Origin of the sequence: Rhodococcus sp. 05-2254-6 (genome assembly GCF_002258565.1) — a bacterium.
Taxonomy (GTDB): Bacteria; Actinomycetota; Actinomycetes; order Mycobacteriales; family Mycobacteriaceae; genus Rhodococcoides.
Map to the genome: position 1 here is coordinate 1 of NZ_NOZF01000096.1, position 14,249 is coordinate 14,249.

At 64.9% G+C, this 14,249-nt stretch carries 13 protein-coding genes; 5 read left to right on the forward strand and 8 right to left on the reverse strand.

Annotated elements, in window-relative coordinates; translation table 11 throughout:
• Positions 1 to 218 precede the first annotated feature (218 nt).
• From CH256_RS11620 to CH256_RS11630, 3 genes are read left to right on the forward strand one after another with little or no spacing between them, the layout of a single operon-like run.
• The gene (locus tag CH256_RS11620) at positions 219 to 1,580 is read left to right on the forward strand and encodes an MFS transporter (RefSeq protein ID WP_094669666.1); all 1,362 of its coding nucleotides are present in this window, start codon (positions 219 to 221) and stop codon (positions 1,578 to 1,580) included.
• 28 nt (positions 1,581 to 1,608) lie between these two features.
• On the forward strand, positions 1,609 to 2,733 hold the full coding sequence (locus CH256_RS11625) for a HoxN/HupN/NixA family nickel/cobalt transporter (protein ID WP_094638977.1): 1,125 nt from the start codon (positions 1,609 to 1,611) through the stop codon (positions 2,731 to 2,733).
• Between the two features lie 53 nt (positions 2,734 to 2,786).
• Positions 2,787 to 3,887, forward strand: coding sequence for a lipase family protein (locus tag CH256_RS11630; RefSeq protein WP_255183216.1), 1,101 nt, complete (start codon positions 2,787 to 2,789; stop codon positions 3,885 to 3,887).
• Here CH256_RS11630 and CH256_RS11635 read toward each other — a convergent pair.
• From CH256_RS11635 to CH256_RS11650, 4 genes are read right to left on the reverse strand one after another with little or no spacing between them, the layout of a single operon-like run.
• Entirely contained in the window at positions 3,884 to 4,699 is an 816-nt protein-coding gene (locus CH256_RS11635) for an SDR family oxidoreductase (RefSeq protein WP_094669667.1), read from the reverse strand. The genes CH256_RS11630 and CH256_RS11635 overlap by 4 nt on opposite strands.
• A complete protein-coding gene (gene mhpA / locus CH256_RS11640; protein WP_094669668.1) occupies positions 4,696 to 6,297 on the reverse strand; it encodes a bifunctional 3-(3-hydroxy-phenyl)propionate/3-hydroxycinnamic acid hydroxylase MhpA in 1,602 nt (533 codons plus the stop codon). Before mhpA ends, CH256_RS11635 begins: the two co-directional genes overlap by 4 nt.
• Positions 6,294 to 7,229, reverse strand: a complete 936-nt coding sequence (locus CH256_RS11645) for a fumarylacetoacetate hydrolase family protein (protein ID WP_094669669.1) — start codon at positions 7,227 to 7,229, stop codon at positions 6,294 to 6,296. Before CH256_RS11645 ends, mhpA begins: the two co-directional genes overlap by 4 nt.
• Positions 7,226 to 8,359, reverse strand: coding sequence for a VOC family protein (locus CH256_RS11650; protein WP_094638878.1), 1,134 nt, complete (start codon positions 8,357 to 8,359; stop codon positions 7,226 to 7,228). The genes CH256_RS11645 and CH256_RS11650 overlap by 4 nt, the downstream gene beginning before the upstream one ends.
• Positions 8,360 to 8,485: 126 nt before the next feature.
• Here CH256_RS11650 and CH256_RS11655 point away from each other — a divergent pair, with 126 nt between their 5' ends.
• Positions 8,486 to 9,139 carry a TetR/AcrR family transcriptional regulator gene (locus CH256_RS11655; protein WP_094638877.1) on the forward strand — a complete coding sequence of 218 codons (654 nt, stop codon included), beginning with the start codon at positions 8,486 to 8,488 and terminating at the stop codon, positions 9,137 to 9,139.
• Positions 9,140 to 9,161: 22 nt separating this feature from the next.
• Here the strand turns inward: CH256_RS11655 and CH256_RS11660 are convergent, their stop codons facing one another.
• The 4 genes from CH256_RS11660 to CH256_RS11675 are packed head-to-tail and all read right to left on the reverse strand — an operon-like array spanning position 9,162 to position 13,559.
• The gene (locus CH256_RS11660; RefSeq protein ID WP_094669670.1) at positions 9,162 to 9,995 is read right to left on the reverse strand and encodes an SDR family NAD(P)-dependent oxidoreductase; all 834 of its coding nucleotides are present in this window, start codon (positions 9,993 to 9,995) and stop codon (positions 9,162 to 9,164) included.
• Positions 9,992 to 11,521, reverse strand: coding sequence for a flavin-containing monooxygenase (locus tag CH256_RS11665; protein WP_094669671.1), 1,530 nt, complete (start codon positions 11,519 to 11,521; stop codon positions 9,992 to 9,994). The genes CH256_RS11660 and CH256_RS11665 overlap by 4 nt, the downstream gene beginning before the upstream one ends.
• Positions 11,522 to 11,538: 17 nt before the next feature.
• Positions 11,539 to 12,648 carry a PDR/VanB family oxidoreductase gene (locus tag CH256_RS11670; protein WP_256989425.1) on the reverse strand — a complete coding sequence of 370 codons (1,110 nt, stop codon included), beginning with the start codon at positions 12,646 to 12,648 and terminating at the stop codon, positions 11,539 to 11,541.
• A complete protein-coding gene (locus CH256_RS11675) occupies positions 12,645 to 13,559 on the reverse strand; it encodes a metal-dependent hydrolase (RefSeq protein WP_094669672.1) in 915 nt (304 codons plus the stop codon). Before CH256_RS11675 ends, CH256_RS11670 begins: the two co-directional genes overlap by 4 nt.
• 102 nt (positions 13,560 to 13,661) lie before the next feature.
• Between CH256_RS11675 and CH256_RS11680 the strand changes: the two genes are divergently transcribed.
• The gene (locus CH256_RS11680; RefSeq protein WP_094669673.1) at positions 13,662 to 14,234 is read left to right on the forward strand and encodes a TetR/AcrR family transcriptional regulator; all 573 of its coding nucleotides are present in this window, start codon (positions 13,662 to 13,664) and stop codon (positions 14,232 to 14,234) included.
• Positions 14,235 to 14,249 lie beyond the last annotated feature (15 nt).

The following is a 14,249-nucleotide window of genomic DNA, read 5'->3' on the forward strand; positions in this document are numbered from 1 at the left end:
TTCGCAACGTCCCGATGGTTCGCCAACGATTGCCGCGATCGACCGTCGTACCTCGATCGATACCGGTCGCCATGTGTCGTCCCCCGATTCAGCGTTGTGCGGCAAATGACGAGTGACCCCAGTGTGCACCTTTCCGGAAATTCTCAACATCGGTTGATGTCTCTGTAAATTCCCACGAACATGCTGACAGGTCACAACGCTGAATCGGGGGACGACACATGGCGACCGGTATCGATCGAGGTACGACGGTCGATCGCGGCAATCGTTGGCGAACCATCGGGACGTTGCGAACCGGGCCCGGTTCTGCAGTCCTTCCGTTCGGCTGGGGACCGGCGATCGTGTTGGTGCTCGTGGCCTTCGTGGACCGTATCGAATTCAGCCTCGTGGCCGCGGTTCTTCCTCAGCTGCAGGACGAATGGGGATTCGGCGACGCGGTGGCGGGATCGCTGCCCAGTGCGTCCGCGATCGCCGCGGGTGTCCTCGCGATACCGGCTGCATACCTTGCCGACCGTCACGATCGCGGCAGGATCGTGACCTGGGTCGTCGTTCTGTGGTCTCTGGCAACTCTCGGTTCGGCACTGGCACCCACTTTCCTGATCTTCTACCTCGTGCGGGTCGGTCTTGCCGCCGCGGAGGCCGTGGACAACCCGGCGAGTGCGAGCCTTCTTGCCGACTTCTACCCGCCTGCAACACGATCCACCGCGTTCGGTTGGTGGCGAACCTCGGCGTACCTGGGCGGGGCGGGCATAGTCCTGGGTGGTGTGCTGGCGGACTGGCTGGGTTGGCGCGGGGCGTTCATGGTCATGACGATCCCGGGACTGCTTGTCGCAGTGCTCGTCTCACGTCTGAGAGAACCCGAACGCGGATACGCAGACCGGTTGGCGGCCCGCGCAGACCCGAGTGCGCAGATTCCTACGCCGTCCGGACCGCTTGCCACCCAGCTACGCCGACTGCTGCCCATCCGAACGCTGTGGTTCACCGGCGCGGCCCTGACGGTCATGAGTCTGTCGATCGGTGGTCTGACCTTCTGGCTGCCGAGCCTGCTGCAACGCCGGTACGGCCTGTCCGAATCGGCCGCCGCGACGGCAGGCGGAGGAATGACACTGCTGGGAATCGTGTTCGGCACGCTCGTCGCGGCGATGGCAACCCGTCGAGCCGTCGTCGGCACCAGCCTCGCGCAGTGGCGAGTACTGCTGGGCGGTAGCGGAATTCTGGTGGGAAGTGTGTTCATGTCGATCGCGCTCGGCATGAACTCCACGGTGATGTTCGTCGTTCTGCTCACCGTGTTCGCCTTTTTCTCGGCCTTCGCCCTTCCCACGCTCACCGCCTGTGTCGCCGACGTGGTTCCGGCACGCGATCGGGGTCTCGGATTCGGCATGCTGCAGATCGCCGCGACCGCGGGCGGTGCCGTTGGGCCGCTCATGGTCGGTGTGGTGTCCGACGCGGCGGATTCACTCACCGTCGGCCTGATTCCGCTTCTTCCGCTGCTGGCGATCGGGGGAGTGTTCGCCCTCCTGGCCTACTGGTCCGTGGAACGCGACTCGACGCGCGTCCTGGCCGAGGCTGCGCGGGAAGAGTAATTCGTTGTCGTCGGTCACAATGTTCTTCATGACGAGTGAGCTATCGCGCGCCGAGGTCGGCCGGCGGCAGAGTCGATTCACTCCCGACGAGATCCCCCGCCTGCTGGCCATGGCCGGAGTCGTGGCCGCCCTGCACGTGATCGGGTGGGGGTTGTTCACCCATTACAACTCCATTCCGAGTATCCACAACCTCACCGGAGCGGACGGCACGCTGGTCTACGCCGGAGCCGGCGTGTTGGCGTACACCCTCGGGCTCAGGCACGCCTTCGACGCCGATCACATCGCCGCCATCGACGACACCACCCGCTTTCTGCTGCAGAAGGGCAAGCGGCCGTTGGCCGTCGGGCTCTTCTTCTCACTCGGTCATTCGACCGTCGTGTTCGTCTTCGTCGCCGCCATCGCGTTCGTCGCGTCGCGGGCGACGGCGTTCCAGGACGCGTTCGCCGGAGTCGGCGGCATCATCGGCACACTGGTCTCCGGAACGTTCCTCTATCTCATCGCGGCGTTGAACATCGCAGTGCTCGCGGGAATCGTCGGAGTGTGGCGACGCGCGAAACGAGGTGAGTTCACCGAAGCCGGACTCGACGAGTTGCTGGCCAAGCGTGGGCTGATGAATCGACTGTTCCGAGGTCGCTACGACAAGCTGATCGACCACTCGTGGCAGATGTACCCGCTGGGTCTGCTGTTCGGGCTCGGATTCGATACCGCCACCCAGGTCGGTCTGCTCGCGATCGCAGGCACGACGGCCATGGCAGGCGGACTTCCGCCGATGGCGATCATCGCCCTGCCGGTTCTGTTCGCCGCGGGCATGACCACCATGGACACCATCGACGGCATCTTCATGTCCAAGGCGTACGGCTGGGCGTTCGTGACGCCGGTGCGCAAGATCTACTACAACATGACGATGACGGGACTGTCCGTCTTCGTTGCTCTGGTGATCGGCACGGTGCAGCTCTTGACCCTGCTCGCCGAGCAGTACGGGCTGACCGGCGGACTGTGGGACGCGTTGTCCGTCATCGATCTCAATCTGGCCGGCCAACTCGTCGTCGGCACGTTCTTCGTCGTGTGGATCGGAGCGGTCGTGTATTACAAAGTGGCGCGCATCGACGAACGCGGTGGCTTCACACACTCGAACGAAATGGAGAACCAGTGAACTCTCGGCGTCGGATCGGTGTCCTCGCAGTTGCCGCGGCGCTCGCGTCGAGCATGGCGACGGCGCTGCTGGCCGTACCTGCTTCCGCTGCACCGTCTATCACTCAGAAGATCGGTGACGTCGTCTCGACTCGCGATCTGGACCGAAACCTCTGGATTCCCGGCGCGGCCTCGGCCGAGGTGCTCACCTACGTCACCACCGATACCTTCGGTGAGAAGGCTCTGAGCACCGGCACCGTCTTCCTACCGCCCGGAACTGCGCCGGAGGGTGGCTGGCCGGTGATCTCGTGGGCCCACGGCACTTCCGGGCTCGGCGACGCGTGTGCGCCGTCTCTGATCGGTCCGACCTACGCAGAGCGAGATCTGCCGTACCTGGCGAACTGGCTCGCGCAGGGCTACGCCATCGTCGCCAGTGACTATGCCGGCCTCGGAACACCAGGATTGCCAACGTATCTCGACGGTCGAACCACGGCTCACAACGTGGTCGACATGGTCAAGGCGGGCCGCAACTACAGCGAGGACCTCTCGCGATCCTGGGTGGCCGTCGGCCAATCGCAGGGCGGTGGCGCTGCGATCTACACCGCTCGGTACGCGACCGAGTTCGGCGGCCCCGATCTCGACTACCGCGGGGCCGTCGGAACCGGTACTCCCGCGTACATCGAGAAGTTGATCTCGATCGGTGGACCGGGCGTACCGCCGGTGGTACTACCGTCGGGCCTGACCGCCTACGTCGCGTACATCGGCGCGTCACTGCGCTACGCGCATCCCGAGCTCGGGCTGGACGACATCCTGACCCCGCTCGGGAAGAAGTATGCAGATCTGGCCGAGACGACGTGTGTGACGGACTTCGAGGCACAACTCGACGGTGTGACGATCGGTGACTTCTTTACGGCACCACTGACCGGTCTGCCGAACTTCACCGCCGTCCTCGACGACTACATGGCGATGCCCGAGACCGGTTTCGACAAGCCGTTCTTCATGGGAAACGGCCTGCAGGACATCGACGTTCCGTTCCCCACAACCGCCGCCTACGTCGCCCGTCTGACGGCCAACGGTCAGCCGGTGACGTTCCGGGCCTACAACACCGACCACAGTGGAGCCTTCGTGCAGTCGCAGGCGGATACGATTCCGTTCGTCGCGAACCTGTTTCGCTAGTTCACCGGCCGCTTGCTGGGCAGCCCGTAGGCGCGAGCGGTGAACAGTTCCAACACCGTGCGCGGCAGCAATCGCTGGGCGAGGAACACCGCCGGAGCATTGCTGCCGACCGCGTAGATGGGCAGCGTCTTCTTGTCCTCGACGGCTTTGAGGACGGTGAGAGCGACGGTCTCGGCTGTAATTCCCTCGGCCTCTTTGGCGTCCAGCTGTGAGATCACCGTGGTGAAGTCACGGAGGTAGGGCGAATGCGGGCCGCAGTACTTGGTCCGACGGGCCGAGAGCCCGGTGGCGATGGCCCCGGGTTCGACTGTGGTGATGTCGATTCCGTAGGGCTTGAGCTCGTAGCGCGCGGCCGTGGCGAACCCCTTGATCGCAGCCTTGGTGGCGGCGTACGACGAGCGATAGGCCAGCGGAAAGCTCGCGAGCATCGACCCGATGTTGACGATTTTTCCGCTGCCACGATCTCGCATGCCCGGCAGCACGGCCTGCGTCAACTCGATCGCTCCGAAGACGTTGAGCTGGAACAGCCGGGTGATCGCGTCGATGGGCAGCTCTTCGAGTGGGCCGCACTGGCTTTCGCCTGCGTTGTTGATCAGCACATCCACCGGGGCGTCGGCGATGCCGTCCGCGAACCGCCGGATCGATGCCGGGTCGGTCAGATCCAGGTCGCGGTAGTCGACGCCGGGTATCGGGTCGGCCACCGAGGAGCTGTCGCGGCTCGTTCCGATGACGTGGTAGCCCCGAGAGATCAGAACCTCGGCGACGGCCTCGCCGATTCCGGACGTCGCTCCGGTGACTATTGCAGTGTTCATCTACGCCTCTTGTTCACGGTGCGGGTAGGTGCCGGCTTCGTCGCGACAGGTGCCGGGCATTCTGTCCTGCGAAAAGCTGTGGTCGGCACTTTGGTGTGCAGGGACGGCACCGAGGTGCCCGACGCCATGACCGTGCGGTCCGGTCGCACGATGGCGGCGACAGCGTGGCCGCGGCGCAGCCAGACCCCCAGCTCCGACGACGCCGCAACCTCGACGACGACGGCTCCGCGGCGTTCGATCTCTCGACGGTGCCCGACGGCCAGGGGTGTCGACGAGACGAACAGGAACCGGCCCGGTGCGAGGTCGTCCAGACGAGCTCCGCCGTCCAACGGGCTGTTGGGGCAGAGCTTTCCGGCCAGTGTGCGAACCGGAACGGGTGAACGCAGCACGTACGGCGATCGAGCGAGTGGCGGGGTCGTGCTGGCGGTGACCTTCTCGCCGATGAACGGCAGATAGCCGAGGGCGGGTGCGATGTTCGCGCGCATGATGCCGGTGAGCCGGCTGCCGCCGGTCATGGCCCATCCGATCGCGACTGCCAACTCGATCATCTGCTTGGCGTGCGTCTTTCGTTCTGTCTCGTAGCTGTCGAGCGAGGTCTCCTTCAGATGCCCGTCGAGCACGCCGACGAGCTTCCAGACCAGATTGCGCGCATCTCGGAGTCCTGCGCCCATCCCCTGCCCGATGAAGGGCGGCGTCAGATGCGCGCTGTCGCCGAGCAGGAACACCCGGCGATCACGCCATCGGTCGACCACCCGTGCACGGAAGGTGTACTCCGCGCTGCGAATCAGCTTCATGTCCGGGATCTCGCCGGAAACGAACCACGGTGCGATGAACGGGTGGATGGCCGAGAGATCGGTGAACTCGTCGAGGGTCTCGCCGTCGAGCATCCGGAACTCCCAGCGGTAGCGGGTGGGGCCGATGCGCATGTACGTCGCCGATCGCTCGGAATCGCACACCTGGTGCACGCCATCCCACTGTTCGAGATCGACATCGGTCTCGATGTCCACGACCAACCATCGCTGCTCGAAACCGAGATCCTCCATTTTCGAGCCGATGGACCTGCGCACCACACTGTTGGCACCGTCGCAGCCGAGGACGTAGTCGGCGGTCACCCAATGTGGCGTCCCGTCCTCGGTCGAGTTGTACCGGACCCGAACCGAATCCTTCAGGTTCTGCACATCGGTGATCTCGCATCCGCCACGCATCTGCACGGAGTCGTAACGCGTGATGTGGGAACGCATCAGACGCTCGAGTTCGGGTTGATCGAACATGTTGGCCTGCGGGTAGCCGTGCGGTCGATCGTCGGGATCCCGCTCGAACTCGGCCAGCGTGTGAATCCGCTTGTCGCACAACCTCAGTCCGCGACCGGGACGCGAGATGGCCGCGAAGTCCTCGGCCAGGCCCAGATCGCCGAGGATGCGGTACACCTCGTCGTCGAGATGGACTGCCCGCGGCTGCGGGTAGACGTCCTCCCACCGGTCCAGCACGAGGCAGGGCACGCCGTACCGGCCCAACAGCAACGCCGCGGTCATGCCCGTCGGACCGGCACCGACGATCACCACGGGAAAGTGTCTGCCGTCGGACTCGGTACCGGTCATCGGTAGGAGACCCGGGTGCGCTGGACTCCCAGATCGAGGGCTCCGTCGGGAGTCGAGCAGGTCAGTTCGAGGACGTCGCCGTCTTTCAGGAACGCGGGATTCTTGGCCTGCTTCTTGAAGAAGACCTTCCACTTGACCGACGGTGGAACCAACGATCCGATCATCTCGATCGGCTTGGCGGGGGCCTTCAACGCGGTTCCACCGGGAGTGCCGGTGAGCAGCAGGTCGCCCGGGTCTATCCGCTGGAACTTGCTCAGCGCCTTCAGCGACTCGACCGGGCGGTAGATCATGTCGGCGACCGTACTGTCCTGTCGCACGGAGCCGTTGACCCGCAGGGTCAGTGCGAGTTCGCCGAACCGATCGAACTCGCCGGCCTCCAGAAGAACCAGGCGCGGCCCGACCGGAGTGAAGGTGGGATACGACTTGCCCTCGTAGAACTGAGTTTTCGGCAGCTGGACGTCGCGGGCAGAGACGTCGTTGGTGAGCACGAGCCCGGCGATGTACTCGGCCACGTTGGAGGCGTCGACCTTGGTTCCGACGGTGAGCGTCTTGCCGAACACCAGTCCGATCTCGATTTCGTAGTCGAGCAGCTTCACGTGCGGCGGCTTGATCACGTCGTCGGTGGGTCCGCTGATGGAACCGGAGGTCTTGCGAAAGAACGTCAGCGGAACGGTGTCGGGGTTCATCCCCGAGTCCTTGACGTGGGAGACGTAGTTGGTCATGTTCGCCATGACGCGGCAGGGTGCCGTCACCGGCGAGATCAACGACAGTGTTTCCACGGCAACGACATCGGTCGAACTGCGCGCGGATTCGATGGCCGGCCGATCGGCGAGGAGCTCGGCGGTGCTGACCGCGGAGGTGTCGATGCGTGACGCGCCTGCGGGGGTTTCGACCCACCACGCGTCGGCGGTGCGGAGTACAGCGATGCTCATGAGGATGCCACTTTCATCAGGCCGCGAAGGCGATCGGTGTCGAACTCGTTGTCGTTGCGCAGTGAGGAGAAGATCGATTTCAGTTCGTGCAATGACGCTCTGCTGGGAGCGATTCCGAGGAAGTCCTTCGACGCAGGCGGTCCCCACTGGGCGAGCCCGGACGCCGTCATCGGGGCCCAACCGGGTTCGAGGGAGTTGTCGAACATGTCGCCGTCGCTGAAATGTTCCACCAGGAAACCGTCGGGATCACGCCAGTAGTCGAAGATCTGGCTGCCCTGGATGTGTCTGCCGATGCCCCACGAATGTCGGTACCCACGTTGGGTCAGGTACTCGCCGCCCGCGGCGATGGCATCGAGATCGGACACCTGGTAGGCGGAGTGCACGTACCGGTTGGACGGGCCGAGAGTCATTGCGAGAGTGTGATGATCGGACGGAGTGTTGCCACGATCGCAGCGGATGAAACTCATCACCGGACCGCGATCGCGCTGGCCGTCGTAGTAGAGGAAGTCGCTGACGATCAGGCCGAGATGATGCAGATACCAGTCCAGATTCTGGAGGTAGCCGGTGCGCTGGAGCACCACGTGTCCCAGGCGCTGGACCCGGGCGGGCTGACGCGGTGGCCGCTGCGTCGCGTTGAGTCGAAAGCGCGGGTCACCGAAGTTGTAGGTGTGCGCTTCCTGACCGGGAAGTTCGGGATGCTCGGTGTATCCGGACACCACCTGGACGGGCTGCCCGCCCGGATCGGTGAGCGTGACCGCGACACCGCCGAGTGTCTCGGGGAGCCGTTGGACCCGCTGCCCGGTGGCCTCGGCCAATCTCATGAGGTCGCCGTCGTCGGCGGCGGCGAAGGCTGCGCCCACGAAGCGTGTTCGCTTGCCGCGGCGGATGATCACACACGGTGCGCCGACCTGCGTGCCGCGCAGATGGATCTCCTCCGGAGTGCGAAGCGAGACGGTGAAACCGAAGGCGACAGCGAACGCCTCGGCCTTGGTCAGATCCGGCTTGCGAAACTCCAGCCAGGCGATGTCTCGAACCTTGATGATCGGATCTTTCGCGCGACCGGGGTGCTCGCCGGGGAGTGCGCCCTGGTCCACGTGCATGTCCTTGTGGCCGTCGACGTCGTGTCCCATGAAGCCCTCCCTCGTTGGTGACAATATCGTCACCTATGACAGCACTGTCAGTCAAGATTATTGACAAATTCGTCAGCGGTGAGGAAGAGTCAGGGCGTCGACCAGCGGCAGACAGAAGTAGGGAACATGACAGAGACCCCGAATCGGCTCGAGCGGCGCAAAGCGCGCACGCGCGGCGCGCTGATCGCAGCGGCGCAAGGATTCATCGCCCGCGGCGAACTGAACGCTCCGATCGCGGAGATCACCCAGGCCGCCGACGTCGGGATGGGGTCCTTCTACAACCACTTCGTCAGCCGCGAGCAACTGTTCCAGGCCGCGGTCGACGGTGCCCTGGAACTGCTGGGAAACTATCTCGATTCGCTGACCGACAGCTCGGCCGATCCGGCGGAAGCCTTCACCCGATCCTTCCGAATCGCAGGGCGCCTGTTTCGGCTGCAGCCGGAACTGAGCCGCGTACTCATCCATTCCGGCCCCGACCTGATCACCTCGCAACACGGTCTCGGTCCACGCGCGGCCAGAGACATCCAGGCCGGCGTCGCCGCCGGCTACTTTCGGGTACCGGACCTCCAGCTGTCTCTGGCGTTGGTGGCGGGCGCGCTGATCGGCCTCGGCCAGTTGTTGCTCGAGCAGCCCGATCGAGACGACATCGAGTCCGTCGACAAGATGGCCTACGGTGTTCTGCTCGCCCTCGGAGTACCCGACACCGACGCCAGGGACCTGTGCGCGCGATCGCTACCGCCCATGAGTGACGTACCGAGCGTGGACGGGGACAGCGACTAGCACCAACGCGTGCCGGCGAGACTCAGTGGGCATGCGCATTCTCCAGGTCCCGGATGATCTCGGCTATCGCGCGGTCCTTCGCAAGTCTGCGTTCCAGAATCGGGTTGAGAACCCCGCGGAGCCAGAAGTACGGTGTCCAGGTGGCCGGCGCGATGATGCGGGCCCGACGCGTGCGGACCGAGTGCACGAGCAACTCTGCGGCGTGTTGCGAGGGCAGTCGCCGATTCAGTGGCCACGGCAGAAATTCGCCGATCCGTCGGCCCATCGGATCGCTGTCGAGGGTGTTGCGGGCCAGATCGGTATCCACCACACCGAAGTACGCCAGACCCGCTGTTGCGCCCACGGCCGCCAGTTCGATTCGCAGCGCGCGGCCGAGCTGTTCGACCGCCGCTTTGCTCACCATGTAAGCAGACCCGCCCATGCCGGGAGTGAAAGCGGCACAGGACGATACGAGCAGAATGTGGCCACCGCTCGCGACGATCTCGTCGGACGCAGCGCGCACGATGTTGAGCACACCACCGAAGTTCACGGCCACCACCGCATCGAACACTGCGCGGTCGACGGTCCTGATGGTGGCGGGCGGGGGCGTGATGCCGGCGTTGGCGATCACGATGTCGAGAACACCGAATTCGCTCACCGTCGCGGCCACGCAGTCCGCCATCGCATCGGGATCGGTGACGTCGCCGGTGAGCAGCAGGATCCGCTCGGAACGCGCAGCGTCCGGTGGAAAGTCTCGATCGACCACAGCCACGGAGGCTCCCGCGGATACCAATTCCGCGACCGTCGCGGCTCCGATTCCACGCGCTCCACCGGTCACCAACGCCACCTTCCCGGGCAGGTCGATTCGGTTCTTCATGCGAGGTCCTTCGTCGTCACGAGCTCGGTATCGGCCGGGGAATCCACACTGCGCCAGTGGTAGTGGCCGAGATCGATCGTGGACATACGCCGGGTGAAGTTGCGCACCGAACCGGGCCAGTACGTCACGTTTCGGCCCGACGGGCTCAGGTAGTAGCTGCTGCACCCGCCGGAGTTCCACACCGATCCCGCGAGCGTGCGGTCGGTGTGTTCGGCGAACGTCGACTGCGCGCGCATGCTCACTTCGAGCGCCGTGATCGCGTTGGAGTCCATGGCGCGCAACGCCGCGAGGATGTAGTTCACCTGAGCCTCGATGGTGACCACCTGCGAGGTGTACACCACCGAGTTGGGGCCGAGCAGCATGAAGAAGTTCGGGAACCCGTGCACCGTGGTACCCCGGTACGAAAACATCTCGCCGTTGGGCCATTTGTCCGCCAACGACTGTCCGTCGCGGCCGACGATGCGCCGAAAGCCGGTGTGGCCGGACACGGTGAATCCCGTCCCGAGAACGATCGCATCCACCTCGTGCACGGTTCCGTCGGTGGCGACGATGCCCTCGGGCACGATCCGAGCGATGCCGGTGGTCTCGACGGTGACGTTCTCTCGGCACAGTGCGGGATAGAACTTGTTCGAGAAGGTGGGTCGCTTACAGCCGAATGCGTAATTGGGCGTGAGCTTCTCGCGAAGAACAGGATCCTTGACCTGCCGGCGCAGGTGGGCACGCCCCATAGCCGTGAGCGGTGCCAGCAACGAGCGATGGCCGATGAGTCCGGGTACCAACGCTTCCTGGAACAGATCGAACACCCGGCGCATGGCCCGCTGGGCCCGGGGGTACTTCCGAAGCATGGACCTGCCGGATTCGGAGATCGGCCGGTCGGGGTGCGGAAGAATCCATGTCGGCGTCCGCTGGAACAGAGTCAGGTGTGCGGCCTCGGGGGCCAGGCGCGGAACGAATTGCACCGCAGATGCTCCGGTGCCGATGACGGCGATGCGTCGACCTTCGGCGGAGTGCTCGTGGTCCCACTTCGCCGAATGGGACACACTGCCTGAGAACGATTCCAGGCCTTCGATTCTGGGCGTGGCCGGTTCGCTGAACGGCCCGAGGGCTCCGATGAGGATGCGCGCCGACCACGTTCCTGCACTCGTCCGCACCACCCACCGGGCCTGCTCGTCGTACCAGGTTGCGTCCAGTACCTCGTGGCCGAAGCGGATACGATCCCTGATCCCGAACCTGTCGGTGCAGTCGTTGAGATATGCCTCGATCTCGGGCTGCAGCGGGTACAACCGCGTCCAGTCCGGGTTGGGCGCGAACGAGAACGAGTACAGCGCGGACGGGATGTCGCACTGCGCACCGGGATAGGTGTTCACGTGCCACGTTCCCCCGACGGCGGTGTCACGCTCGAAGATCAGAAAGTCGCCGCGGCCTTCCTGCTCGAGTCGGATTGCGGCACCGAGACCGCCGAATCCCGCGCCGATGATCGCGACGTCGATGTGCGGCATGGCCGTGCCGGATTGTGTTGCAGTCATGAGAGTTCGAGCTCCTTCTACAGATCGAGGACGAGAACTTCGCCGTCGACGGCGCCGCGCGAGACGCACAGGGTGAGCGAGTTTTCGCGTTCGGAGGCGTCGAGAACGCGGTCACGGTGATCGACGCGTCCGCCGACGAGACCGACCACGCACGCTCCGCAGAAGCCCTGGCGGCAGGAATAGGGCTGGTCCGGCCTCGATCGACGGAGGGCGTCGAGAGCGGTCTCCTGGGCACCGACCTCGACGGTCTCGCCGGAGCGGGCGAGCTGCAGCACGAACGGCGTGCCGTCCACCACCGGTGCGGGCGCGAACAATTCGGTGTGGAATCCACGGACGGCGGTACTCGAGAGGGCCTCGGCACGAAGCCTGCTCGACAGTGCCGCAGGCCCGCAGACATACATCGCGGAGGTGCCCATCCCGAGATCGACGATGTCCGCCGGAATCGGAAGTCCGTCGACATCGTCGGTCTTGACGATCACCTGACCACGTGAGGTCAGGGCCAACTGCTGCAGCACGGCAACGAACGGCAGACTCGCCCGAGACCGACCGTGGTAGTACAGCGTCCACCGCGCCCCGTCCTGGGCGGCGCGTTCGATCATCGCCCGGATGGGGGTGATGCCGATTCCGGCGGCCACGAAGAGGTAGTGCTCGGCCTCGGCCATCGGAAAGGCGTTGCGGGGTCCGCGAACTCGGAGGACATCGCCTCGGGTGAGGGTGTGGATCTCGGTGGACGCCGTGCCGCCGGGGATCTTGCGGACGCTGATGCGGTAGCGATCACCTGCGCCGGGGCGACCGGCGAGCGAGTACTGCCGCACCGAGCCGGACGGGGTGGTGACGTCGATGTGCGCTCCGGGCAGCCACGTCGGAAGCTGTGCACCGTCTCTGCGAGACAACACCAGTGAGCGAACGTCCTCGGCCTCGTCGATCGTCTCGTCGACGACGGTCTCGAATTCGTATCCGACGCTTCGCCGGGGCCGCGCCGGGGACAGGGCCGTGACGATCGAAAAATCGGTGACGAGCTTGGCGTAGAGGCGGGACGCGGCACCGACGGCCCGCAGTCCGATGCCGGGCGCCGTCACGTCGACCTCGCCCAGATGGCTGTGCACCGGAGGCGTCGTTGTCGTCACTGCTGGGCCGCCAGTGCTGCCGGGGAGATCGCCAGATACTGCACGGCCTTGTCGATGTCGCCCATGTTCGAGGGATGGAAGCCCGGGCGGATGTAGAGGGCGAGCTGTACGAACAGGAACGACAGACCGGGGATGAGGTGCTTGCGTGATGCGCGTGCGAAGGCGATCGGCCAGGGAGCCCGCATTCGGCGTCTTCCGGTGCGCGGCGTGGCAACCGAGTTCTTGTACAGGTACGCGGCGGTGCTGAACCACAGCACCGCCAATCCGGCACTGGCGACGACTGCCGTTCTGGCACGGCGGAATCCGCCACCGTCGACGTACTGGAACGCGTCGAATGCGACGTTGCGGTGCTCGAGCTCTTCCGCGCCGTGCCAACGCAGCAGGTCCAGCATCGTGGGGTCGACGCCGATACGGTCGAATTCGGTGTTGTCGAGCAGCCATTCGCCCACCACGGCAGTGAAGTGCTCTGCCGCTGCGTAGATTCCGAGACGCTCGTTCAACCAAGCTTTGCCTGCGCGGCCGGTGAGGCCGTGGTCGCCGAACACCACACCCACGGCGAAGCGAATGCGCTGCAGAATCGGTTCGATGTCCACTCCGTGTGCAACGAGGTAGTTGCGGAAGCTCTCGTGGGAGGACGCGTGCGTTGCTTCCTGGCCGACGAATCCCACGACCTCCTCGTGCAGCCTGCGGTCGTCGATGAACGGCAGTGCGCGGGCGAACACGTCCGCCATCGCGCGTTCGCCCTCGGGCAGGACCAGGTGCATCACGTTCCAGAAGTGGGTGGCGTACCACTCGTGGGGGATGTACTGGAGCGGAACGCCGGACCAGTCGAATGTCACTGCGCGCGCGACGATCGCATAGGACTCGTCCGTGTACTGCTCGTTCGCGTCGATCGCCTTGTTCCGAGACATTCCGAACTCCGTTTCTGCACGATGATCACCTGATGCTACATAGCAACAGTATGTGTTGCAATGTTGCATTCGTGGGTGTTGGACGGCCGATAGGATCGAACGATGCATCCAGATGGTGACGACGGGCCGATCCTCGATGCCGCCCTGGAACTGTTCGGTGAGGTGGGAATTCCTCGGACCACCATCGGCGACGTCGCCAAGCGCGCCAGGATCAACCGGGTTACCGTCTATCGCCGGATCGGGTCCAAGGACGACCTGGTGCGAGCCGTCATGGCGCGGGAGTCGTCGCGATTGTTCGTGGCGGTGGCGGCTGCGGCTGCGGAACAGACGTCACGCGCGGATCGGGCCGCTCACGGGTTCGCGACCACGATCGACTCGGTGCGCACCAATCCGGTGTTGATCAAGATGTTCGATTCCGAGAGTTCGTTGGTGCTCGAGCAATTGACCACGAACGCATCGGCATTGCTCGTGTCCGCGATCAACGCTGCCGCGCACATTGCCAGGGGTGAGCTGGAATCCGACACCTTCGCCGTGCCGGACGCTCCGGAAATCGTTGTGCGCGTCGTGCATTCGATCTTGCTGACCCCGTCGGCCGCCGCCCCGCTCGATACGTACGACGATCTGCTCGCGTTCGCGCACCGCAACATCGTGCCGCTTCTCGTCGGAACGACCTGACGCGTTCCTTTTCCG